Below are 24,240 nucleotides of genomic sequence, written 5' to 3'. Positions count from 1 at the left end.
CTTCTCAGGTTCGTGATGACACGAACCTCGGGGTAGCGCGATTAATCACGTCCCTACTATTTTTAATGACTGATAAATATTTTCAACCACGTCACCTTTCCGTTGTGAGAAACTTGTAGATAGTACGATCCATTTGGAATCAGTGAGGTATCTATCGTCATAATTCCGTGTGGATCCTTACTTTCACTGTAGTAATTGAGGATAGTACTACCCTGTACATCAACTATTTGAATTTTTACTCCCAACGCACCCTCGCTAGTAGATCGCTCGCTCAATCTGACGCTCATTTCCCGATCAGCCGGGTTAGGATAAACTTGCACACCCACTTGACTCATCTCCCAAGAAACAGAAATCACCTTGCTATACGAGCTGGCTCCATCAAAGTCTACCTGTTTTAATCGGTAGTAATTAATTCCTTGAGCTGGGTGCGTATGCACAAACTCGTACTGCTGTTGCGCTACCGTTGTTCCCTGACCTGCTACAATTCCAACCCGGCTGAAGATTACTCCGTCGGTAGAGTGCTCTATTTCAAAGCGGTCATTGTTTGTTTCGGTAGCAGTACTCCACTCGAGAAGTACAGAATTACCTTGAGGCTTCCCTTTGAAGAATAGTAACTCTACCGGAAGAGCCACCTCATCGTCAGCATCATACTGATTGGGCGCACCATCGTTATCCGCATCGGGCTGACCACTTACGGCAGCGTAGGCCTGCCCATTTTGGTCAGGATCGTGCAGGTCAACGAGACCATCACTATCAGAATCCCGATAAAAAGCGTTACCGAAATCTAAGTAGTTAGGAGTACCATCGGCATCGCTATCTTCTAACCAATCAGGAATTCCGTTGGTATCTGAGTCGGTAGCTGGGTAATGACCAGGGGTGCTGTTAGCACTCTCGTAAGCAGCAGCTCGACTAATAAAATCATTAGCTGCTACTCCATTTTCATCATCATCGAAGGCTTCAATGTAATCGGCAATACCATCGGCATCGGCCTCATTATCGGCAAAGTCAGCCCCACCTGTTCCGTCGGTGTTGGCAACCGGGAGAGCGGTGCCACCGTTGTTGGTATCTACATTATTAACGAGGCCATCGTTGTCACCATCATTAGCTAGCGCGTAAGCAGAAGGATACTGCCCATCAGCTTCCATATTGGCTGGTAAATCGCCGCCGTTGGCTTCGTAAGCATCGGCTATACCGTCGCTGTCGGTATCCAAATCTACGTTATTATTCAGACCGTCACCATCAGTATCGTACTGGGCAAAGGCGGTTCCGCCGTTATTGCTGTCGTAGGTGTTCGACCAACCATCACCATCATTATCCGAAGGGTTATCGGTGCGTCCGTCGCCGTTAGCATCGGTTCCGCCCATTTCTACCACATCAGGAATGCCGTCATTGTCCGAATCAAGATCGCGATACGTTACTACCCCGTCGCCATCGGGATCACCGATTGTTAGAGCGGCTCCGCCGTTATCAGGATCAAGTGCATCTACTATACCGTCACCGTCGGTATCCGTAGAAGTATCTATCCGACCATCGTTATTGGCATCGGTGCCCCCAGCCTCAACTAGATCCGGAATACCATCATTATCGCTATCGATATCGAGGTAATCGGCCGATCCAATACCATCGGTATTAGGAATAGCCAAAGCAGAACCTCCATTGTTGGTATCTACATCATTTACTAAACCATCGGTATCAATATCATTAGCAGTAGTGTAGGCCGCGGAATACTGCCCGTCGCTATCCATGTTCGCCGGAAGCGTGCCCCCGTTGGCCTCTACTGCATCGGGGATACCATCATTATCACTGTCCAAATCTACCTGATCGAGGTTTCCGTCACCATCGGTGTCGGTGACTGAGAGGGCAGTACCGCCATTGTCGCTATCAAATGTATCGGCCCATCCATCGCCATCAGTATCAGTTGCAGTATCGGCTACACCATCACCATTATCCGTTCCTCCGGCTTCTACCAAATCAGGGATGCCATCGTTATCACTGTCAACGTCCCGATAATTGGCGAGGCCATCGCTATCTAGATCAGCAATGGTGAGTGCTGTTCCTCCTTCGTCGCTGTCAACGGTATTAGCTAAGCCATCACCATCGCCGTCGGTTGTGCTATCTAGCCTGCCGTCATTATTTGCGTCAGTCCCTCCGGCTTCTACCACATCAGGGATGCCATCGTTGTCTGAGTCTAGGTCGAGAAAATCAGTATTTCCTTGCCCGTCGGTATTGGGATTATCTAATACGGTACCGCCATCGTCAGTATCTACATCGTCAGCTAAACCATCGTCATCATTGTCGTTGCTGACGAGGTACGCGGCGGTATAGCGACCGTTAGCGGTCATGTTTGCCGGTAAGCTACCGTTGTTGGCTTCTACTGCATCAGGAATGCCGTCGTTATCGGCATCCAAATCTAGATGATTGGGTACTCCGTCTAAATCTTGGTCAAAGTTGTCATTGATACCATCCGAATTGGTGTCAACAAAACCCGCAATATCGGCATCTTCGTAATTAAGTTCTCCGTCTACGTCATCATCTCCGCTAGGGTCATTGGCGAACCCAGCGATTTCTACCGCATCGGGAATACCATCGTCATCATCATCTTCATCAATCCGGTCAGCAACCAGATCACTATCCCGATCAGGGCTACAGGTACCAACTGCATCTATTTCATAGGCTCTTCCTTGGCCTTGTATTCTTAAGAAGCGAAGGTACCTGGTGTTTACTTCAGCAGTAAGTACCGAGGTTGTAAATACAGTATTGCTAGTGGAAGAGGGAAGGGATGTTCGGCGGGTAAAGGTAATTCCATCAACTGACTCTTCCACAATAAGGTTGGCCGTGCCGGCTCCACCCCTTCGTTTCCAAGTAACTATATACGTACCATCGCCAGCAGTAAGAAAATGCCTTAAATCGACTTCTATTTCATCGCCATCTTGCCGTATGGATGCGATATTCCCATCGGGCTCTCCCGCAGCATTGTTAGCATCAGGAACATCACCATCACTATCGGTAATATCGCTAGTTGTCAGATACGCCTGTACCGAGCGTCCGCCACAGGGGTTATCAGTTGGTTCCAGATAATCTGGAATGCCATTGGTAGGGTTTATGTCAGCGTTTTCATCGGCGGTGGCAATTCCATCACCATCGTCATCATTATCCAGCCAGTCAACCGGGCCGGAACCATCAGTATTCTGAAAGGTAGGAATCGCCCCGGCAAAATTGTCGTCAATTCCATCGCCGTTAGCGTCCGTTCCAGACGGAGTAACTCCGGCTACCCCATCAGCAGTTCCGCCTCCGGTGGTAGCGTTGCTGTTACTATCAAAGGCTTCAATCAGGTCAGAAACCGTATCGTTATCCGAATCAGTATCAATGTAGTTAGGGGTACCATCTAAGTCGGTATCAGTGTAGGCTAGTGGGCTACCGTCTACAGTATTGGCTAATCCATCGCCATCAGCATCGGCAAAGCTATCCACTACTCCGTCGTGATCGGTATCGGTGCCTCCTGCCTCAACAATATCTACGATACCATCGGCATCGGCGTCCCGGTCAATATAATCAGCGAGACCATCGCCTCCGCTCAAACCGTTATCGGTATTGGGATTGGCTAAAGCGGTGCCGCCGTTGTCGCTATCTAGGGCATCGGCTAACCCATCGAAGTCGGAGTCAACGAATGTGCTGTACTGGCCGCTGCTGTTCATGTTGGTAGGCAAGCTTCCTTGGTTGGCCTCTACCGCATCGGGAATGCCATCGTTGTCAGAATCCAAGTCTAGGTAATCAGCTACGGCATCACCATCTGAGTTGGGGAGAGAGTAAGCGGTTCCACCGTTGTCGCTATCGCGATCGTTGGCGTAGCCGTCGTCATCAGTATCGTTAAAGGTGGAGTATTGTCCGTCGCTATTCATATTGGCGGGAAGCGTGCCTCCGTTGGCTTCTACCGCATCGGGAATACCGTCGTTATCACTATCCAGATCGGCGAAGTTGTAACGATTGTCACCATCAGTATCAACGTAGGTATAGGCGATTCCACCATCGTTGCTATCGAATGTATCGGGCCAGCCATCTCCGTCAGTATCCACAACTGAGGCAGGTAAACCGTCGTTATCCGCATCGGTGCCGTTCGCTTCTATGATATCCGACAAACCGTCGTTGTCCGAATCCAAATCCTGGAAATTGAATTTTCCGTCGCCATCAATGTCCCGGACGGTGAGAGCGGTTCCACCATTGTTGCTATCGAAGCTGTTCGCCCAGCCATCGCCGTCGCTATCAGTGGTAGAGTTAGCGGGTAAGCCATCGTTATCCGCATCGGTACCATTTACTTCTATGATGTCGGGAATACCGTCGTTATCACTATCCCGGTCGCGGTAATCCGGTAGGTTACCGTCGCCGTCGGAATTAGCTATAGTCAGGGCAGTTCCGCTGTTATCGCTGTCTAGGGCATCGGCCAAACCATCATTATCCGTATCGACAAAATTATCAACCCGGCCATCATTATTATTATCAGTGCCGTTTACCTCCAAAATATCGGGGATCCCGTCGCTATCGCTGTCCAGATCCAGATAATCGGGAATACCATCGCCATCGGTGGAGGTGACGGTCGGGGTCGTTCCATCCGTATCGTTGGCCAGCCCATCGCTGTCGGAATCATTGAACGTAGCGTACTGACCATTCCCGTTCATATTGATTGGACGGGAGCCACCGTTGCGCTCGATGGCATCCGGGATACCATCGTTGTCACTATCCAGATCCCGATAGTTTTCATTACCATCGTTATCGGTATCAGTATAGGCTAGTGCCGACCCACCGTTATCACTATCAAAAGTATTAACCCAACCGTCGCCATCAATATCGGTTATATCGTCAGCCCGACCATTGTTGGTAGCATCGGTGCCACCTGCTTCATTTAGATCGGAGAGTCCGTCATTATCACTATCCGCATCACGATAGTCGGGTAGTGCATCGCCGTCAGTGTTGGCTATTGTGTAGGCCGTTCCGCCGTGGTCAGAGTCTACGGTGTTGGCCAACCCATCACCATCGGTATCGCTGAAAGCATCTATCGTTCCATCGTTGTTGGTATCAACCCCGCCACCTTCAATAATGTCGGGAATACCGTCGTTGTCGCTATCTAAATCGCGGTAGTCGGCTTTACCATCATTATCGGTATCGCTAAGGGCTAGTGGGGTGCCCCCTTGCCCAGTTTCCAGATCATCAACTAGTCCGTTATTATTACTATCATTGGCAGCAATATACGCGGTTGAGTACTGTCCGTCAGCATCTACGCCCGGGCGAGGGGTACCACCATTAGCCTCTACCGCATCAGGAATGCCATCGTTATCCATATCTAGATCCAGAAAGTCGGCGCGGCCATCGAGGTCAAAATCGTAGCGATCGTCAATACCATCGCTGTTCGTATCAACAAAGCCTGGGGCATCTGTGTCCATAAAATTAGGGGTGCCGTCCGCATCGGAGTCGTTGTACGGATTGGGTAGTGCTCCTACTTCATCCGTAGTGGGTATTCCGTCGTTATCGCTATCAAAATCCACATTGTCGGCTACTCCATCGTTGTCCAGATCGGCGAAAAACAGATAGTCGGGGCTAGCTCCACCGGCTTGATTCTTGTCATCGTACAGAATACCGTTACCATTAATATCTTCCGCTGCGGTAGCTACTCCGTCGCCATCATCGTCGGTATCGCGGAAGTCGCGGGTGCCATTGCCGTCGGTATCTTGTAGGGGAGCACTCACCCCGATAATATTGTTCCGACTAAAACCGGCGTAGTTATCAAACAGATCCCGAATACCATCGTCATCACTGTCAGTATTATGGCCTGTTTCTTCGGTAAAGATGTTGTTGTCTTGTCCGGTATCCCAGTCGGCAAATCCGTTGCGGTTGGCATCGTAACCTTCCACCCGGTCGCCTACCAAATCGTTGTCTGAGTCCAAGTCCCGATAATCCGGTTCGTCGGTAGTATCCGTGTTTTCAGGGATAATGGCGGTGCCTCCGTTGTTACCGTCATAAGCATCATCTAAGCCGTCGCCATCAGTATCATTGTCCGAAATGGCAGTATAGCTTTCGGATTGAGCTTCGCGGTTGTCGGGAATGCCATCATCATCAGTGTCCAAGTCCAGATAGTCGGCTAACCCATCACCATCGAAGTTGGGAATAGCCAGTGTACTGCTGGTAACTCCGGCATCGCCATCGTTGCTGTCTACCGTGTTTACCAGTCCATCACCATCACCATCGGTGGTAGATGTGAAGCGTCCGGTGGTAGTGCTGAATCCGGTAGGCACGGTGCCTCCGTTGGCTTCAATAGCATCTAGGATGCCGTCGTTATCACTGTCTAAATCAAAGAAGTTGGGCACTCCATCCCGATCTTGATCCACTTGGTCATCTACCCCGTCCCCATTTGCGTCGGTAAATGATGTGTTATTGGTATCGTTGGTATCTAAGTAATTGTAAATACCATCGCCATCGGCATCATCGAAGGGAGAGCCTCCCGAGGCGTAGACTGCTCCGGTATATTCGGTGGTGTTGGGCACACCGTCATTGTCGCTATCGGCATCTACGTTATCCAGTACGTTGTCCCCATCGCGATCGGGCGCAAATAGGTAATTAGGTATGGTACCTCCTCCTTGGCTAAAGTCGTCATTGAACTGACTGTTGGAGTTGGTATCCTCGGCAGAAGTAGCCACTCCATCGCCATCATCATCACTATCCTGATAGTCGGGCACATTGTCACCATCGGTATCTTGGTAATCGGCATTGGTGGCCGTACTATTTGCAATACCTGAGCCGGAGTTGGTATCAAAGATATTCCATAACCCATCGCCATCAGCATCAGCGTTGTTACCTACTTCGTCGGTGATGGAATTATCGCCATCGGTATCCCAATCGGCAAAACCGTTACTATTGGCATCGTGCCCCTCAATGATGTCAGCTAAACCATCGCCATCACTGTCAGGATCAATGTAATCCGGTAGGGAAGCGTCGCTATCGGTGGGGGTGAGGGCAGTGCCTCCGTTGTTGCCATCGTATACATCTAGTAGCCCGTCGTTATCGGTATCACCGGCAATCGGAGCAATGTAAGCGGTGGCTACCTGGGCTTCCCGGTTATCCACCAACCCGTCGTTGTCGGAGTCAATATCTAAGACATCGTTTAGGCCATCGCTATCACTATCAGGGTTGGCTAGGGTGGATGTAGTTCCACCGTCTACTGCATCGGCCAAACCGTCGCCATCACCATCGTTAGCCGGGTCGAAGCGAGCATTATTGGCAGTGTATCCGGTAGGGGGTACAATACCGATGTTGGCTTCTATCGCATCGGGAATACCATCGTTATCGCTATCGAGATCTAAGAAATCCGGTACACCATCTAAGTCATGATCAAAGCGATCATCAACCCCATCGCCATTGGTGTCGGTGTAGCCGCTGATATTAGGATCTTCAAAGTTGGGCAGATTGTCGCCATCGGCATCCGCACTGGGGTCAATGCCTGTTCCCCCGTCTTCATCAGTATCCAGAATACCGTCATTATCACTATCTAAATCCGCCTCATTGGCAATAGTATCGCCGTCTTCGTCATTAGTGTCGTAAAGGTAGTTGGGAGTATTTCCGTTGGGGTCATCGGTAAAGGAATCATCTTCGGTTCCTCCGGTTCCATCTCCGGTATTCACTCCGTCCCCATCATCGTCGGTATCTTGAAAATCGTAGATGTTATCGTTGTCGGTGTCTTGTAATGCAGTATTGGTAGCTATTACGTTTTGATTACCTACTCCGCCAAACGTGTCAAAAATATCTAAGATACCATCATCGTCTAAATCAGCATTGTGACCAGCTTCATCCGTAAATACTCCGTCTTCATCCGAATCCCAATCGCCAAACCCATCTTTGTCAGCATCGTGTCCTTCTATAAGGTCGGGAATTGTATCGTCGTCACTGTCCGTATCTTGGTAATCAGGGTTACCCGTTCCGTCAGTATTTACCGGAGAAATTAATATACCTCCCTGGTCGGGATCATAAGCATCGTCTAGCCCATCGTTATCACTATCAAGATTGGTTAGGGCAACAAAGGTTGCTTTGGTCTGGCTCTCAACTTTGTCGGTAATACCATCGTTATCAGCATCTAAGTCTAAGTAATCGGCTAGGCCATCGGAGTCAGTATTGACAGGGGAGATTGCCGAACCTTCCTGAGCATCGTTAAGCCCATTGCTATTGGCATCAGTAAACCCACTGATACGACCGTTGGCATCAGCCGTTTGGCTAATTTCAATTACGTCTACTATTCCGTCGTTATCGCTGTCAATATCATTGAAGTCAGCTAGTCCATCATTGTCCGTATCCGTTACAGGTAAGGGGGCTGACTCTAGAGCATCGGCGTAACCATTGTCGTTGGCATCGGCAAAAGTATCTACTCGACCATTGGCATCAGCATCAGTACCGCCGCCTTCGATAATATCGGGCAGGCCATCGTTGTCGCTATCCAAATCTCGGTAGTTGTTGAGGCCATCTCCGTCTTGATCGTTGAATGAAAAGGCAGTACCTCCGTTATCGGAATCTACTTCGTCGGCTAATCCATCGTTATCAGTATCGGTGAAGCCGTCAATCACACCATTAGCATCGGTATCCCTTCCTCCCTCTTCAGTTGTATCAGCAATTCCATCATTGTCGGAATCAACATCGAAATAGTCCCGGAAGGTATCCCCATCGGAATCAGGGTACAGGAAAGCAGTACCACCCTCACTCGAGTCTACTACGGAAGCTAACCCATCGTTATCGGCATCGACGAAATTATCAATTCGTCCGTCGCCATTCGTATCGGTACCGCCGCCTTCAACAAGATCGGGCAGGCCATCGTTATCGCTATCCAGGTCTAAGGCATCGCTCAGGCCATCGCCATCGTGGTCAGGATTGGCCAATGCGGTTCCACTCTCGTCGGGGTCAACATCGAGCGGAAAACCATCGTTATCAGCATCGTTCGCATTGACGTAGGTAGCCGGAAACTGACCGTTTTGGTTCATGTTGTTCGGAAGCACTCCGTTGTTGGCCTCCACCGCATCCGGGATTCCATCGTTGTCGGAATCTAAATCTTGGAAATTGGGAATGCCATCCAGGTCTTTATCGCCGCGATCATCCACTCCATCACCGTTGCTATCTACGAAGCCAGCCACATCACTATCCCGATAATTGGGAATGCCATCGCTATCAGCATCGGCACTTGGGTCTACTCCGGTGGTACCGGCCTCCGCCGTGTCAGGAATACCATCATTGTCGGAGTCAGTATCATTGGCATCGATCACTCCATCGCTATCCGTATCGCCCTTGAAAAGGTAGTCGGGGACGGCTGAGCCACCGCTTTGCCCTTGGGTTTGGTCATCAGTATAGTCGCCATTGAGGTTGGCATCTTCATCGGCAGTTAGAAAGGCATCATTGTCGTCGTTATTATCCCGCCAGTTCCGATTATCCAGACCATCGGTATTTTGCAGACTGGCACTCGATCCTGTAATATTGGTTACATCGCTAACGGTAGCTACGTTATCAAAAATATCGAGAATGCCGTCATTGTCGCTATCGGTGCCAAAGCCTGTTTCGTCAGTAAAATCGTTATCGCTGTCAGTATCCCAATCGCCAAAGCCATCGTTGTTGGCATCATGGCCTTCTACCCGATCAATAATATTATCATTGTCTGAATCAGTATCCCGGTAATCGGGCTCATCAGCACCATCGGTATTTACCGGAAAAAGTAAGGTGCCACCCTGATCGGGATCGTAGACATCAAACAAACCATCGCCGTCTACATCAGTAGTTGTGGCCGCCACGTAGCTTCCTTCGGCCTGCACTTCAATATTGTCGGGGATACCGTCGTTATCGGAGTCTAAGTCAATAAAGTCTTCAAAACCATCTCCATCAAAATCAGCATTAGGTAGCCTAGACACACCGCCGCTGTTGGTCACGTTGTTATCCACCTGGTTCATCAGCCCGTCATTATCAGGGTCGTCTAAGGTGAATTGTCCGGTGTTAGAATCAAAGCCAGCAATGGCACTTCCGTTGTTGGCTTCGTAGGTATCGTAGAGGCCATCGTTATCCGAGTCGGCATCCAAAAAGTTAGGAATACCGTCCTGGTCGGCATCGAAGTTGTCATTCACTCCATCGCCATTAGCATCTACGAAGCCAGCCAGATCAGCATCTTCATAATTGGCAACCCCATCGCTATCGGCATCGGCACTCGGGTCTACTCCGGTTCCGCCGTCTTCATCAGTGTCTAGGATACCATCGTTATCGCTGTCGAGGTCATTTGCGTCGGTTACTCCGTCACCATCATAATCTCCGTAGAATAGATAATCGGGAGGGGAAGACGCACCACTTTGTCCCTGCGTTCGGTCGTTAGCCCAGTTACCGTCTTCGTTATCATCTTCGCCGGCGGTAAGAATACCGTCATTATCATCATCGGTATCTTGCCAGTCGGCATTATCGGCCCGATCAGTATTCTGGAGTGAGGCATTAGAAGCAGTAGTATTACCGATACCCGCAGCAGCACCTCCGGCTTCAGTATCGAAAACGTCCCAAAGGCCATCCCCGTCGGCATCAGTATTATAGCCCGTTTCGTCAGTAATATCGTTATCACTATCCGTATCCCAGTCGCCAAAACCATCGCTATCAGTATCAAAGCCCTCGATAACATCACCTACCCCGTCGCCGTCAGCATCATTATCCACATAGTCAGGATCGCCAATATTATCGGTATTGATAGGGGAAAGCAAGGTACCACCTTGATCGGGATCGTACGTGTTAATTAGTCCATCGCCATCGGTATCAGTAGCTGCTCCTGGGGCGACGTAGGATTGAGAATTCTGAGCTTCTTGGTTGTCAGGGATACCATCGTTATCGCTATCTATGTCGCGATAATTAGGGAGGGTTCCGTCACCATCCGTATCATTTACGCTAAGTGGAAATATTTCTTCATCGTCGTTCCAACCGTTTTCATTACTATCGGTAAAACTGGCAATGGTTCCCGAAGCCGATGCGCTGCCTCCGGCTTCAATTACATCGACAATACCATCGTTATCGCTATCAATATCCAGGTAGTCAGCCACGCCATCCTGATCGGTATTATGTATAGGTAATGGGGTCGTCTCTAATGCATCGGCATAGCCATTATTGTTATCAGTATCGACGAAGGAATCTACTCGACCATCGGCACTAGTGTCAGTACCCCCAGCCTCGATAATATCGGGGATACCATCGTTATCACTATCCAGATCGTAGGCATTAGGGATACCGTCTCGATCAGCATCAAAATTATCATTAACGCCATCGCCGTTAGCATCAGTAAAATCGGCAAAGTCAGCATCTAAATAATCAGCTATACCGTCGCTATCGCTATCGGTTTTAGGATCACCCTCGGTAGCGTCGGGGATACCATCGTTGTCTGAATCGAGATCTGTGTTATTGGCTACCCCATCGCCATCAGTATCACAATTGTAAGTGAAGGTTACCGTTTGAGAGTTAAGCTCCAGGTAGCCATACGACCAAGTATTGACTAATCTTCTATCGCCGTGATTATTCGACCAGTCGTGTGGTTCAGTATTAGTACCATTTAGTTCAGTTTCTGGGGTAAAACTAGTTCTGGTTAAATTAGAGTCGTCCCAAAATATTTGGTCAAAGGTGGTAGCCGGGCGTACATCAAGTATGTTGATTCCCACACTATTGTTTTCCACGTCCCAGAGCGGTACGTGTACCGGACCAGCAGTGTACCGTCCCGTAATGCTCAAATTGGTACCGGATGGCACCACTGCTCCCAGTCCATCTAATCCATTCCAGCGCAGCGACTGGGAAGTGTTGGCCGCAGTTCTGGCTTCCAAAATCACATCAGTGGTTCCGTCTTGAAAACCTGGCGTACCGTTCACATCAATTAACAGCGCAATAGTACCCGCCCGATTAGAGTTGAAGGTAACCACGGCTGAAGCACTACCATCCGCATTGCAAACCGTATTAAAGTCAGAAATACTCACTGTGGGTAGCGTAGCCGTAGGGTATACGTTAATATCAGGATTATTGATAAATAGATAGTACTCGGCCGAAGCAACATTGGTAGTTTGACTTCTTCTCAGTTCTAAGAAATCAGTAGTTCCTGCTAGGGTAGGGTCTGCTCCGGTAGAGTTTGAGTATACCAGCATACCGAACGGTTGAATTTGCTGTAGGTCGATCTCCTTTACGTAGTATCCATCAGGACCTACCCCTTCAATAAGGGAAAACATTTGGAACTCAGTAGAGAGTCGGGCATTGCCTGTGCCAGCGGAGAATGACCAAGATTTGGCGTGAATGCGACCGGGGCGTTCCTCACTGCCATCGAAGACCGAAAAATCCCAGAGGTCGTACCAACTTTTCTCAGTAATCTCGGTAGTGGGATCATTTACGTCAATCTGGTAAACTTCTACGTAGAAATCCTCGCTTAAGCCAGTATTGTTGGTGTAGCTTATAGCCCGATAGCCCGAGGCTCCTACCACCGCCGATGGTCCAGCAGCGGCTTGGGCATAACTCTCGATCACTCCATCTTGAGCGGTTCTGAATAGTCGATTTCGGGGAGAAGTTCTATCGGCAAAGATAGTATCTCGTTGAACAATGTTTCCGGCATTATCCCGAATGGTGACGACTAAATCCCCAAAAATATCTGGATCAGCAGTTCCCAGATTATCATTTTCATTAGTTTGTCTTCTTCGGAATCCGTAGTAAAGAGTTTCGCCATTACTTATGTATATGTATACCCGCTCAGTGTCTGAGGCTCCTGGCTTAAAGAAGTCACCGGAGTTATCCCCATCATCGTGCTGAAGGTAGCCGATAAACTGGTTACTCCCACTAGTTGATCCAGTATTGTTCGGGGTTAGGTTCTTAGACCCTTCCGCGTAAACGTAAGCGAGCATATGTACTAGCAGAACATACCCCAGCAGTATACTTTTCTTCATTTTTTGGTAGTATATTTTTCTTAAACTATCTCGAACCTACACGCTATCATTATTACTCAGCGATGCCACACGCAAAAAAACTATGAGTAGTTAGTCTAGTATGAAGCATTTTTTTGAAAAAGATTTGCCTATCGCGCTAGCTAGGACATGACTGTTATGTTAGTAATTCTACCTTTTTTCTTACTCAAGACAGGTTTCAGTTACTCAAAGACATTACACATGTAATGTTCAGCATGATTCGTAACAGAAAGTTGTTGGTTTGCCTTTTTTGAAAGCTCGAAAAGGTGATTTGGGCTGCCTGGCCCATTGTTGATAGCACCATATTACAGCCCACTTAAACGGCGGAGGCTAGAAAGTACTAGAGATAAAAATCGATTTTGATACTAAAAGCGGAAGCGTAACTATAACGTATTTAGCCCAGTGCTGAGCGTAGGAACTAATTGATTGACCCGACGCCCTTAGCAATAATTGCAAAAGCAATGAATAAATCTATTCTGATAGCCTTCATACAACATCTCGGCGTGTTTCGCTACAGTAAAAATGCTATCTTTCCTTTCTCATCATTCAAGAAGGGGGCAACTATCGGACGGTTGATTGCCACTTCGGTAGTAGTATTTTTTTAAAGGAGTGAGCAGCAGCACGCAAATCCAATGGAAGCCGTCAAGTTTGACAAAAAGCTTTATCGGATCTAATGCATTATGATGATTTCTTAGAGCTTTTGTCCCAAAACCTCATCAGTGTTCAACTAAATTATCTTAGTGAGTACTATTAATTTAAAATTTGAGAGAATACTCAATAAATAAGCTAAGTAATTCTCTGTAGTATTCAAAAGTACTTACATATAGCACATTTGCTTTTTACTGAAATTACGTTGAGCAATAAGTGGTTTGTTCGCTTGAGCATCTCAGCCAAAGATACAGTTACTACCTTCGGAAATTTTAAAGGGAAAAGGTGAATCTGACATTTGAGTTTTAACGGCTGTTGAACAGTTATCCAAGCCTTAAGTACCTACGCTTTAGCAACATCACATCCGATTCTGGATAGTCAGAAATAGGATAAAACATCATAGTTGGTTTCACTCTCTAATTTATGAAATATCTGGCTTATACGTTTGCACCTGGACAGGATCGCCTATGCTAATGGTTTTTCCTACCTCGAACATAATATTCTGGCCAAATAGCACTTTATTACCTTGTTTACGATATTTAGATAGCGTAGCCAGAGGTTCTTTACCCCGTTTGGCAGTGCTTTGATCAATGGTGATGACCGTACAGCGGGCGCAGGGTTTCTCTGCCCAGCATTGAGCATTGCCTACGGTGAACTCGTGCCACTGATCTTCCTCGTAGGCCTCACCTCCGATAAACACCAAGTTAGGTCGAAAGCGGTTCATCGGTACGGGTTCATCAAAATGGTTATTCAAATCATCCAACGAAGATTGACCAATGAGCAAAGCTGGATAGCCATCGGCAAAGCTCACCAACTGCTCCCGGCTACTAACTCTTCCGGTAGCTGATCGCGAACTGCCATCGGGCATGTACACCAACGTACAGCTATGCCCGAGCGCATCGCTAAACCAAGCGTCGGCCTCCTCGCTCACATGCTGACCAGTAGCCAGATCGCCCCACACCTGAACCGTAGTAATCGGTGCTTCAGCATTGGGTAATAACGGGATAGTCAGCGAGTGAGGTTGGTTAGGCGATGAGACTTTTAGTGAATCGTTTTGAAGGGTAACCGCCATCTGAGCCATTTGTGGAAAGTCGCGTTGCGTCAGAAAATTTTGTCCATCCACCAGCATCCAGCGACGGTCGTAAGCCAGTCCTCGGTCAGTTAGTAAAGCTTCGGACACCGCAATACCTCTCAATGATTTGATGGGATAAATATAGATTTCTGATAATTGTAAAGACATAAAAACAGGATAATTGACTAATTTAGCTTCGGGAATAAATTTGCAGAATATAACCTTTAATCACGTTACTGAGCTGCAAAATATTTTTTAAATCACAAATCTAACCATGAATAAGAAAGCCATTTTAATGATACTCGACGGCTGGGGCATTGCCGAAAACCCCGAAGTCTCAGCGGTAGACCAAGCCAATACCCCCTTTGTAGATTCGCTCTACGATAAATACGCCCACAGTCAATTGCAAGCCTCAGGTAAAGCAGTTGGACTACCCGCAGGACAGATGGGTAATTCCGAAGTCGGCCATATGAATTTGGGGGCGGGTCGGATTGTCTACCAAATGCTGGAGCGAATTAACACGGCGATTGAAGAAGGTGAACTGAAAGAGAAACAACCATTACAAGATGCCTTTAAGTACGCTAAAGAAAATGGCAAGCAAGTTCACTTCATCGGCCTGATTTCCGACGGCGGAGTACACTCCCATATTAATCACGTAAAAGGATTATGCTCTACTGCTGCTGAAGCCGGAGTAGAGAAAGTATTTGTTCACGCATTTACCGATGGGCGCGATACTGACCCCAAAGCGGGCAAACGTTACTTGGAAGAGGTAGAAAACCATATGGCCGAAACCACCGGAAAAGTGGCTACTGTAATTGGTCGGTACTACGCCATGGACCGGGACAAACGCTGGGAACGCACTAAACTTGCCTACGATGCTTTGGTTCACGGTAAGGGTAGCGAAACTGAAAGTGCTACCGAAGCCATTCAGCAGTCTTACGATGACGATACTACCGATGAGTTCATTAAGCCGATTGTGATTACGGAGAATGGCGAACCAGTAGCGAAAATTGAGGAAGGCGACGTCGTGCTATCGTTCAACTTCCGTACCGACCGGGCTCGGCAGATTACGGTGGCACTGACACAAAAGGAATTTCCCGAGCAGGAAATGAAACCACTGGATTTGCACTATCTCACTATGACGGAGTATGATGATACTTTTAAGAAAGTGGATATACTGTTCGATAATAAACCTATTGACCGGGTGTTGGGAGAAATTTTAGCGGAAAACGGCAAAAAGCAAATTCGGATTGCTGAAACTGAGAAGTATCCGCACGTAACCTTCTTTTTTAATTGTGGAAGAGAGGCCGAGTTTGAGGGCGAAGAACGCATTATGTGCCAGTCGCCCAAAGTAGCTACCTACGATCTGCAACCCGAAATGAGTGCTTACGATATTCGGGATGCGATTATCCCAAAGGTAAAAGAGGGTAACGTAGATTTTATCTGCCTCAACTTTGCTAACCCCGACATGGTAGGCCACACCGGAGATTTTGATGCCGCCGTAAAAGCCTGCGAAACGGTAGACGAATGTGCCAAAGATGTACTCACCGCCGCTCTGGAAAATGGCTACGCCGCTATTGTACTAGCCGACCACGGCAACGCCGATTGCATGAAAAATCCCGATGGTTCACCCCACACCCAGCATACTACGGTACCCGTTCCCTGCTTTATGGTAGATAACGATTACCAAGGGAAGCTGAACGATGGCAAACTTGGCGACATTGCCCCAACTATTTTGGAAATCATAGGATTGGAACAACCCCAAGAAATGAGTGGTGAATCTTTACTTACAAAGTAACATAGGCTGAGTGCAAGGAGCTGGGAGCAACTTCTTGAACTCCAAGCTCCGAGCTCCCTGCCCCAAGCCATAATCTATGAAACTCCACCAAATCTCACCTAACGCTACTCTTTCGCAACATAAGCAAGTAGCTACAATCACCCAGGAACTAATTGACCAAAAAGCCCAGGATGCCCGCGAGAGTGACCGAAAGCGGAATATTCACGTACTACACACGGGTGATGAAGATACCTTGCAACGAATGCTTAATGCGTTTCAGCCAGGTACTTACGTAGCCCCGCATCGGCACGTAGCGGTACCCAAAGCCGAAATGGTGCTAGTCATCCAAGGTAGTTTAGGATTTGTGCGCTTTGCCGATGATGGCACGTATCAGCCAGAAGATTTCGTGTATATGAATCCGAACGAAGGCTTGCTAGGAGTGGACTACCGAGCCGGAGTGTGGCACACCTTCATTGCGCTAGAACCCGACACTGTAGTGCTGGAAGTAAAACCCGGCCCCTACAATGCCGCTACCGATAAAGAATTTGCCCCTTGGGCACCGCAGGAAGGCGAAGAAGGTACGGCTAAGTACTTAGCCGATTTAGAAGATCACTTCCGCCAACACTTTCAACTTCTCCCAAGCTTATTTGGTGACGAATAATTGATGCTTCTCGCAACTCATTATTCATTAATCATTCGTCATCAATCATTATTTTCTCTCGCTTTCCAACCTTCTGGCTTTAGCTTGCCCCCTGTAGATGTAACCGAAAAATACTTTGCTAATTAGCGACCGTATGACTGACCAGCAGTTGGTGGAAGGGTGCCGACAAGGTAGCCGATGCGCGCAACGCCAACTGTTTGAGCAGTACCAACGCCCGATGTACTCTACCGTTTATCGCATTACGAACGATGAAGATAACGCGCACGATGTGCTACAGGAGGGATTCATCCAGGTATTTAAAGACATTGGGCAGTTTAAAGGAACCGGGTCATTAGGTGGTTGGATTAAAACCATTATGGTGAGAAAGGCACTACGGAAAATTCAGTACGAAAAACGTTATGAGCCTTTGCTACCTAATTCAGATGCTGATCCAATAGTCTGGCCCAACGATTTGAGTGGCGAGGTGCTCGATCAGGCCATTCGCGAAATTCCTGCCAAGTGCCGAGCTGTGTTTCTACTGATTGAAGTAGAAGGATACGCGCACCGGGAAGTAGCCGATATGCTCGCAATCTCGGAAGGAACCTCTAAGTCGCAGCTACACTACGCCAAACAGCTATTACGAACAAAATTAAAATCGTGGTACTCATGAATTCGGAACATCCCTTACGAAAAGCCATTCAGCAACTACCCGAACGTAGTGCTAAACCAGATACTTGGCAGCAGTTAGAGCGACAGTTAGTGTCTGAAGAAGCATTTCAGCAAAGCATCAACCAACTACCCAATTACGAACCACGAGCTAATGTTTGGAATACTATTGGAACATCGCTATCCAATGAGCCTAAAGTACGAAAACTATGGTGGCTTTACGCTACCGCCGCCGCCGTCTCTGTGCTGATTGTAGCTGGGCTGCTACTTAACGAAAACCGGGGCGAAGAAGTGACCACTACCTACAGCGAAGAGTGGGTAGCTGGTGGTGAAACAGTATTGAAAGAACCCCATGATTTGGGAATGGAGGGAGAGGTTTTGGAACAGGAAGCTTGGGAATTTATCCGACAGCACTGCCAGAGCCAGCCGGTATGCCAAACGAAAGAATTTCAAACCCTGATAGCTCATTGGGAAGAGCTAGACTCCGAAGAAACTGAATTACGAAAAACGCTAGACCAGCTAGGTCATGATCCTTCTCTGATTAAATACCAAGTGCGGATTCAGAATATGAAAGCCAACGCCACCAAAGAACTCATTCAACTGGTACTGTAATGTCATTACGAACCATACTTCCGGTAATACTACGATCTATATTTCCCCCTTTTTTAAAGGAGGCCGCCGTGGAACGGGATAGGGGGATTTTTCCCTATCGGACACCTCCTTTACCGAAAATAATTATTGCTACATCAGTTTTATTTTATTCCCTGCTTATTCTTTCGGCTACACTTCCAGTGCAAGCCCAGGAGAAAATACAAGTGGTGACCAAAACCATTCAGAAGCAAATTCCCTGGAAGGAAGCTCAGAAGATTGTCTTCAATACGGAAAAAGCGACTATTGATGTAAAGGGTTGGGCGCGGGACGAATTAAACATTACGATCAAACTAATTGCCAAACACCCGAAGCGGTCAATTGCTGAGCAAGACCTGAGTGTACTTCAGTACGCTATCAACACTGAGACAGATCAGATAGAACTCACCAACTTTTTTCGTATTCAGGGGGGAATCCCTAAGATTCGTAGCAACCTGCAAACAGTATACGAGGTAAGAGTACCGCAAACTAGCCAGCTTTTCATTAACAATCGCTTCGGAAATATTTCGCTAAGCGATTTGCAAGGAGACGCTACTGTTACCGCTAGCTTTGGCGAAGTTCAGCTAAACAGTGTTCGGGCGAATATTGAATTGGAAGTAGACTACGGTGACATACTTATGGAGAAAATAGAGGGAAGTATAACCACAAATACTAAGAAAACGAATATTACTGCCTATAGCCTGGTAGGCTCACTAGCTATTACCTGCACTTACGGAGAGGTGAACATAAAGCAAGTAAGCGGGACTACCATAATTGATGCCAATAAGACTACTATTATTGGGCATGGCTTAGTGGGAGATTTGATAATCAGCAGCAGTTACGGTGAAGTAGATATTAGTACCGGAGATAAGCTAACTGCGGTTACTATTGATGCTTCTCGAACCAACATCTCCTTCGCTACAAGTGATCCCATGCATTATTACTACAACTTAGAAGCCTTTGCAGGTCGGGTACATACCACATTCCCTGGAAAAAGATCAGAGAACAACCTTTTTATGGGCAAAGATACTTTTCAGTCTTACGAACGCCAGGAAAATCAGCCAATCGTGTCGATCAAAAATTCTTACAGTCCGATTACTATCAAAACCTTAGAAAAAAATGAAACAAACACTACTCGTTCTGCTCATCGTCCTTAATTCGGTTCTATCGGTTCAAATTGTTCTTGCTCAATCGGATACAGTAACAATTACTTACAGTGAAGAAGCGGCCGATTCCTCAGACTTTTCCCTCAAGGAAAAATATAAGTACTGGACCCGAGCCAATGTAGAGGAGAAATCTATGTTTAAGATTGGCCTCTCCAGTATAGGATGGGGGGGTGGTCCATTTGTGGGTTATCATTTTGCCTACGAACGCAAGATAGGAGTTCCATTCTCGATCTTAGCTCAGTATGAACACAATGTGACTGGGTGGGATAATAACTCTTTAGGTTTTGGAGCAGCCACGCGCTACTATTACCTTATGCCTGGTCTGATTAAAAAAGGGAAAAGTGCCAATAATCTATCATCTCTTTATTTATCGCTGCAAGCAGAAAATATCTGGTCGAGCCATCGGGATGCTTTTTTATCTAACAATTCGGTGATGCTATCAGAACGACAAATTCAACGTATCGCTGCCTTCTCACTGCTACAAGGAATACAGCTACGTTTGGGCAAATACGGCTATCTGGATGCTAATTTAGGGTACAGATATAGTCCTTCCCTCAAACGTGATTACGTAGAGTTGAATTTCTCCGTAGGCGTGGCCTTCTAAACTATTCTTCCCCATCCAAAGCAGGCAAATCAGCACGGTTGAAGAAACTTTCTTCTTTCATCACTCCCTCAACCTCTTCGCTTCGCCGAGGAGCGGCGTTGGAAAGCAGCTCGTAGCCGTCTTCGGTCACCAGAAAATCGTCTTCAATCCGCACGGGAATGTCCCACCACTTAGGGTCGCAGGGGCTGCCTTCGGGAATGTAGATGCCGGGTTCAATGGTGATCACCATATTGGCGCGTAGCGTATCGTAATTGCCTTTATCATGTACGTCCAGACCAATGTGGTGGCAGCAGCCGTGCGGATAGTAACGGTTGCGTCCGGTAGCCGGATTAATGATATCTTCTTTCTCCAGACTTTTGTAGATTCCCAAGTCCACTAAGCCCTGGTTAACCACCTCGGCAGTTGCCTGGTAAATTTCTTTGAAGGTAGCTCCCGCTCGGCAAACTGCCATACCGGCTTCCTGAGCTTTATATACCAGATCGTAAATGATTTTTTGCTCTTGGGTAAACTTCCCGTTCACGGGAATAGTGCGGGTAACATCGGCGGTGTAGCCGTGGTACTCGGCGCCCAAATCCATCAGAATCAATTCGCCGTCTTCAATTTCCGGTTTATAATTTTCAATGTAGTGCAGTACGCAGCCGTTGTGCCCGGCTCCTACAATGCTAGGGTAACCCTCGTACTCGGCTCGGTACTTTTTGTAGATAAACTCGTGCATCCCCTGCACTTCTAGTTCTGACATGCCCGGGCGTATTGCCTTCATTACTTCTTTTTGCCCTAATGCCGAAATCTTGACTGCTTTACGAAGTAAATCCAGTTCTTCGGCGGTTTTGATACCGCGCAATTCCTGCATCAGGCTATCCAACATTCTAGTATTTAAATTATTTTGCTCAGGCTCTAGTCCCAGTATTTGAGAGTAATTCTTAGGATAACGCGCTTTTCGTCTGAATGCCAAAATCAGGTCGTGTAAGTCGCCTTTCTCTTTTATATCCCGCACATCATTATGAAAATCATAGAACAGCACTTGGTCAAATGTAGAGAAGTCAATCGGAAGGTCAGCGAACTCAGTTCCTTCGTAGGCTACCGAAAACCCTAGTTCGGTCTTAGCCCCTTCTTTACCCATCCGGGCTCCATCGTATAGTTCTTGTAACGCATTACGCTGCCGAACAATAATCAACTCGTCGGTACGCTGACCGTTAATACGCTGCTTGTCCTTGAATAAAAGTAATACCGAATGGGGCTCGCGGTGCCCGGTTAGGTAGTAAAAATTCGGGTCTTGGTGGTAGACGTAATTTACATCATTAGCTCGGTTTCGTACCGGATTGGAAAAAATAACGGCTACCGAGTTTTCCGGCATCTTCGTCCGCAACGCTTCCCGCCGCCCTTGGTGAAAATCCGATGAGAGCAGATCGTCCGGTAGGTTTTTATTCTGAGCCTGGGTAGAAAAGCTTATACTCAATACTAGTGATAAGCCTAACAGAAAGTTGATTTTCATATGAATAAATCCTTGATCTTCAATAATACAACTTGTACAACGGAATGCTAGATGTCAATGAGACTACCGAATAACTGCCGAGGCAGAAGCTTCCTGATTCAGTGGCAAATCTATTTTTGGGCCAAACCGTTGGTTGATTGCTCGTAAGTGGTGATCTACCCCTATTTCTGAACCAGGAATAAAACCCGGAATGGTAATTACTTGCGCCAGTACTCCGTCTACGCCGCGATGAATAACGCCTCGGGGCAGATACACCAAATCACCGACCTGCAACTCAGTAGATTGCAACAAATCATCTACCTCATCGGGTTGCACTGATGCAGGGTCGATAATTTTATCCGTTTGGTTAGAAGTGATTAATCGGGCACCCGGCTGTACCATCTGTACCAAGTAAAACTCATCAAAGCCCCCTTCTACCGGATGGTAGTGAGTAAATGAATCGGTGATTCGAACTCGGTGGGCATTGAGGGCGTGGTAGACGTAAGGCCCCACCTCAGGCTTCCAAGTCAGCAGAATTCGACGATAGGCTCCAGTTTCAGTCGCGCAACCGCCGGGAGTATCGGTAATATTTTCATCCCAATCGGGGCGGATGAAATGCGGGAATTCTTCCGGCAAAGGATCAGGCACGGTGAAGACTACATAATCTATCAGGCTGTCGGTAGTCATGGTCTGTTGGGGCGGTAAGTAAATAATATCGCCTACGGAAATCTTAGATGATGGGCCTTCAGCGAATTGAGCCGTTCCGCCTCCTTGCTGTACGAACGCCAGTCGATAGCTTTCCGCCGGGGCGACCTTTTTTGTCTGACCGAAAAAATGCAAGTCATAACCTGGGTTTCGCCCAACAAATGCTTCCCGTACTTCGGCTAACCCTTCAGTATCGCCCTGCGCGAGATGGGCTACTTGCAGGTAGTCAGCTTTTTTAAGTACCGGTGGTTCGTTGAATATCGTCTTCATACCGACCAGAGAGGTAATTATAGCTAAGATGATTAAGGTAGCTTTCATAAAAAATGGTGTTTATCAGCAAATTACAAAAAACTGTTAGCGGATTCAATTATTCTAAGGAGTTGCTAGTAGCCGGATGTTCTTAACAATTATATAACGCCTTTTTTCATTTATCAACATCCCGTTGGGTTATCTTTGATATGGATTGATAACGCAGATCACGAGTTCGGAGGCAAAACATACCCTTCTATTGCATTTTTACAGAAACATTCCCGTAGAGCCTTGATTAATTAAGTCTCTACAGACCCGTTATTATCAACAAATAAATCAACCACATAGCCATGCCCTACCGACTGATTAAAGGTGAATTCCACGTTCACTACCCCGATCTTCCCCTTTCAGGTCCTGAACCCGATGGCGATACCATAAAGTTCCTACCCGATAATCCTAGCTTGGTAGATGCCCTTAGTGCTAGCGGACGAAGTGCTACCTTTAACCGACGGGGTATGATCAATCTGCGATTTGAAGGAATTGATGCGCTGGAAACCCACTTTGGCGATAGTCACCAGAACTTGAATTGGGCGGAAGCGGCTCGTGATGAGCTTTTGGCGCGAATTGGATTTACCAATATTGCGTTTGCCGAACGTAACCCGAATAAAATTGCATCCATTGATAATCATCCGCAGCGAGGCTACGTTTTAGCCAATAATCTGGATACCTTCGGTCGGATTATCGCTTTTGTGTACGTCGGGGATGCTGAACAAGTAGACGGCGCCCAACTTTTTATTGAAGAAGCCCATGTAACCCGCAGTCTTAATTATCAATTATTAGAAGCTGGACTGGCGTACCCAGCATTCTACACCTCGCTACCCACTGACTTACGCAAAATTCTGGCACAACTAGTTCGGGGTAAACGGCCAGAAGGAGTAGGGTTATGGCCAGAGGCAACCGCCAATACTCAGCAGACAGCAAGTTTTACCGAGGGTTTAGCCGAAATAGAAGAATTAGTCATATGGCCTAAGCTATTCCGGCGGTTAGTTTCTTACGTTGGCTCTGGATTTACTACACTCGCTCAGTTTGATGCCTGGCTACGCGAAGACCCCGTAAACCGCGATGACCGGGTGCTATTGCCCAACGGAGAACTCGGCAACATGCACGATGTAATTGATGTAATCTCGCCATTACAACTTCGTATGAACTACGAACCTGAAGATTTGGTCATTGTCCCCGATGGTGAAATTGTACTGCCTCCGCCAGCTCCAGTAAAACCCAGTATCGGCAAAAGTATCCGCATCGTGGCAGCATTGGTAAACCCACTGGGAAAGGAAACCGGACAGGAGCGAGTAACTTTACTCAACGTAAGTCCGCACGATCAAGATATTAAAGAGTGGACGATAGCCGACAGTGTAGGCAAGTCTGCCCCGCTAACCGAACTATTGGATTCTGATGTAATTGCTGCTGGGAATGTAGTGCAGATCACGCTAGATTCTCGCGTAAGACTTAATAATACTGGAGATACGATTACACTCTTTGACAATAACGGTTCAATGGTAGATCAAGTCTCTTATACTCGCAAGGAAGGGCAGGCAGAAGGGGTAACGCTGGTGTTTTAAGGTAGGGTAGTAGTTCAAAATG

The 24,240-nt window shown here is 47.4% G+C and carries 12 protein-coding genes; 8 read left to right on the top strand and 4 right to left on the bottom strand.

What is annotated here, in order from left to right; all coding sequences use genetic code 11:
• Positions 1-62: 62 nt before the first annotated feature.
• Positions 63-12,953 carry a T9SS type A sorting domain-containing protein gene (locus tag P0M28_RS15300; protein WP_302210848.1) on the bottom strand — a complete coding sequence of 4,297 codons (12,891 nt, stop codon included), beginning with the start codon at positions 12,951-12,953 and terminating at the stop codon, positions 63-65.
• A 479-nt stretch (positions 12,954-13,432) separates the two neighbouring features.
• Between P0M28_RS15300 and P0M28_RS15295 the strand changes: the two genes are divergently transcribed.
• On the top strand, positions 13,433-13,576 hold the full coding sequence (locus tag P0M28_RS15295; protein WP_302210847.1) for a hypothetical protein: 144 nt from the start codon (positions 13,433-13,435) through the stop codon (positions 13,574-13,576).
• A gap of 464 nt (positions 13,577-14,040) precedes the next feature.
• On the opposite strand, the gene P0M28_RS15290 is transcribed toward P0M28_RS15295, so the two are convergent.
• Positions 14,041-14,859 carry an MOSC domain-containing protein gene (locus P0M28_RS15290; RefSeq protein ID WP_302210846.1) on the bottom strand — a complete coding sequence of 273 codons (819 nt, stop codon included), beginning with the start codon at positions 14,857-14,859 and terminating at the stop codon, positions 14,041-14,043.
• Between the two features lie 106 nt (positions 14,860-14,965).
• On the opposite strand from P0M28_RS15290, the gene gpmI reads away from it, so the two are divergent.
• The 6 genes from gpmI (at position 14,966) to P0M28_RS15260 (ending at position 20,171) form a co-directional block, all read left to right on the top strand.
• On the top strand, positions 14,966-16,489 hold the full coding sequence (gpmI, locus tag P0M28_RS15285) for a 2,3-bisphosphoglycerate-independent phosphoglycerate mutase (RefSeq protein ID WP_302210845.1): 1,524 nt from the start codon (positions 14,966-14,968) through the stop codon (positions 16,487-16,489).
• A 76-nt stretch (positions 16,490-16,565) separates the two neighbouring features.
• Positions 16,566-17,129, top strand: a complete 564-nt coding sequence (locus tag P0M28_RS15280) for a WbuC family cupin fold metalloprotein (protein WP_302210844.1) — start codon at positions 16,566-16,568, stop codon at positions 17,127-17,129.
• A 133-nt stretch (positions 17,130-17,262) separates the two neighbouring features.
• Positions 17,263-17,778, top strand: coding sequence for an RNA polymerase sigma factor (locus P0M28_RS15275; protein WP_302210843.1), 516 nt, complete (start codon positions 17,263-17,265; stop codon positions 17,776-17,778).
• On the top strand, positions 17,775-18,386 hold the full coding sequence (locus P0M28_RS15270; RefSeq protein WP_302210842.1) for a hypothetical protein: 612 nt from the start codon (positions 17,775-17,777) through the stop codon (positions 18,384-18,386). The genes P0M28_RS15275 and P0M28_RS15270 overlap by 4 nt, the downstream gene beginning before the upstream one ends.
• The gene (locus P0M28_RS15265) at positions 18,386-19,558 is read left to right on the top strand and encodes a DUF4097 family beta strand repeat-containing protein (RefSeq protein ID WP_302210841.1); all 1,173 of its coding nucleotides are present in this window, start codon (positions 18,386-18,388) and stop codon (positions 19,556-19,558) included. Before P0M28_RS15270 ends, P0M28_RS15265 begins: the two co-directional genes overlap by 1 nt.
• The gene (locus P0M28_RS15260) at positions 19,521-20,171 is read left to right on the top strand and encodes a hypothetical protein (RefSeq protein ID WP_302210839.1); all 651 of its coding nucleotides are present in this window, start codon (positions 19,521-19,523) and stop codon (positions 20,169-20,171) included. Before P0M28_RS15265 ends, P0M28_RS15260 begins: the two co-directional genes overlap by 38 nt.
• A gap of 1 nt (position 20,172) precedes the next feature.
• Here P0M28_RS15260 and P0M28_RS15255 read toward each other — a convergent pair whose 3' ends face one another.
• Together P0M28_RS15255 and P0M28_RS15250 are read right to left on the bottom strand one after the other, a co-directional pair.
• Positions 20,173-21,663, bottom strand: coding sequence for an aminopeptidase P family protein (locus P0M28_RS15255; protein ID WP_302210837.1), 1,491 nt, complete (start codon positions 21,661-21,663; stop codon positions 20,173-20,175).
• 63 nt (positions 21,664-21,726) lie between these two features.
• Positions 21,727-22,665 carry a cupin domain-containing protein gene (locus P0M28_RS15250; protein WP_302210835.1) on the bottom strand — a complete coding sequence of 313 codons (939 nt, stop codon included), beginning with the start codon at positions 22,663-22,665 and terminating at the stop codon, positions 21,727-21,729.
• A 281-nt stretch (positions 22,666-22,946) separates the two neighbouring features.
• Between P0M28_RS15250 and P0M28_RS15245 the strand changes: the two genes are divergently transcribed.
• The gene (locus tag P0M28_RS15245; protein ID WP_302210834.1) at positions 22,947-24,218 is read left to right on the top strand and encodes a lamin tail domain-containing protein; all 1,272 of its coding nucleotides are present in this window, start codon (positions 22,947-22,949) and stop codon (positions 24,216-24,218) included.
• Positions 24,219-24,240: the final 22 nt, after the last annotated feature.

The sequence above is a fragment of the Tunicatimonas pelagia genome (assembly GCF_030506325.1).
Taxonomy (GTDB): domain Bacteria; phylum Bacteroidota; class Bacteroidia; order Cytophagales; family Cyclobacteriaceae; genus Tunicatimonas; species Tunicatimonas pelagia.
The sequence above is the reverse complement of the archived record's forward strand: the minus strand, read 5'-3'. Positions and strand labels throughout refer to the sequence as shown.

Coding starts and splice junctions, on each gene's coding strand:
- P0M28_RS15300 (WP_302210848.1), bottom strand. CDS start 12,953: ATGAAGAAAAGTATACTGCTGGGGTATGTTCTGCTAGTACATATGCTC.
- P0M28_RS15295 (WP_302210847.1), top strand. CDS start 13,433: ATGAATAAATCTATTCTGATAGCCTTCATACAACATCTCGGCGTGTTT.
- P0M28_RS15290 (WP_302210846.1), bottom strand. CDS start 14,859: ATGTCTTTACAATTATCAGAAATCTATATTTATCCCATCAAATCATTG.
- gpmI (WP_302210845.1), top strand. CDS start 14,966: ATGAATAAGAAAGCCATTTTAATGATACTCGACGGCTGGGGCATTGCC.
- P0M28_RS15280 (WP_302210844.1), top strand. CDS start 16,566: ATGAAACTCCACCAAATCTCACCTAACGCTACTCTTTCGCAACATAAG.
- P0M28_RS15275 (WP_302210843.1), top strand. CDS start 17,263: ATGACTGACCAGCAGTTGGTGGAAGGGTGCCGACAAGGTAGCCGATGC.
- P0M28_RS15270 (WP_302210842.1), top strand. CDS start 17,775: ATGAATTCGGAACATCCCTTACGAAAAGCCATTCAGCAACTACCCGAA.
- P0M28_RS15265 (WP_302210841.1), top strand. CDS start 18,386: ATGTCATTACGAACCATACTTCCGGTAATACTACGATCTATATTTCCC.
- P0M28_RS15260 (WP_302210839.1), top strand. CDS start 19,521: ATGAAACAAACACTACTCGTTCTGCTCATCGTCCTTAATTCGGTTCTA.
- P0M28_RS15255 (WP_302210837.1), bottom strand. CDS start 21,663: ATGAAAATCAACTTTCTGTTAGGCTTATCACTAGTATTGAGTATAAGC.
- P0M28_RS15250 (WP_302210835.1), bottom strand. CDS start 22,665: ATGAAAGCTACCTTAATCATCTTAGCTATAATTACCTCTCTGGTCGGT.
- P0M28_RS15245 (WP_302210834.1), top strand. CDS start 22,947: ATGCCCTACCGACTGATTAAAGGTGAATTCCACGTTCACTACCCCGAT.